Origin of the sequence: Xenorhabdus budapestensis (genome assembly GCF_002632465.1) — a bacterium.
Lineage (GTDB): Bacteria > Pseudomonadota > Gammaproteobacteria > Enterobacterales > Enterobacteriaceae > Xenorhabdus > Xenorhabdus budapestensis.
Genome location: NZ_NIBS01000138.1, coordinates 1 through 525, shown reverse-complemented (window position 1 = coordinate 525; position 525 = coordinate 1). Strand labels below are relative to the sequence as shown.

The window sequence follows — 525 nt, the reverse complement described above, 5'->3', positions numbered from 1 at the left end:
CACGTCAGCGTTGGGGGAGAGAAAGGTTTATCAGCTGCTGAGCACCCGTATTGATCTGTTGGATATCTACAAACTGGGGCATGTTCGTGCTCAGCCTGTCCATCGTCTGGAATACAAAACCCCCCGTAAAAGTCCGGCGGCGGCGCAAACTATGCACCGTCTGGCCTGTGAACTGTTCCCTGAATGGACTGCGAAATTTGATGCGGTCTTGGTCAATCAACCGGCAGGAGACGCAAAATGAATGTTATCTGGCGTGCTGTCTGTTTCTGTTATGACAATACCGAACTGCCGTTTACGGATACGCAGGATGAATGGTTTGTGTTTATCGATGCGCCGGAGCGTAAAGCCGCACTGGAAAAACTTCAGGCGTTATTACCGGTTATCTGGGGCGTTTCGCCTGACCTCGTTGAGCATTTCAGTCCCCGAAGTGAAGAAGAATTACAGGCGCTGTCACTGATGCCCGGAACACCGGATGATTCGGTGCTGCTGGAATGCGGCTGGGAGAAGGAGAAGCCGCAATATTTA

1 protein-coding gene and 1 pseudogene are annotated in these 525 nt (G+C 51.6%); both read left to right on the top strand.

From position 1 onward, the window contains the following. Window positions 1-241 (top strand): annotated as a pseudogene (locus Xbud_RS19295) (ParA family protein); the annotation flags it as partial. Continuing rightward, window positions 238-525 (top strand): hypothetical protein (locus tag Xbud_RS19290; RefSeq protein ID WP_099137554.1); only part of this gene is annotated, 288 nt, incomplete at its 3' end. The pseudogene Xbud_RS19295 and the gene Xbud_RS19290, both read left to right, overlap by 4 nt.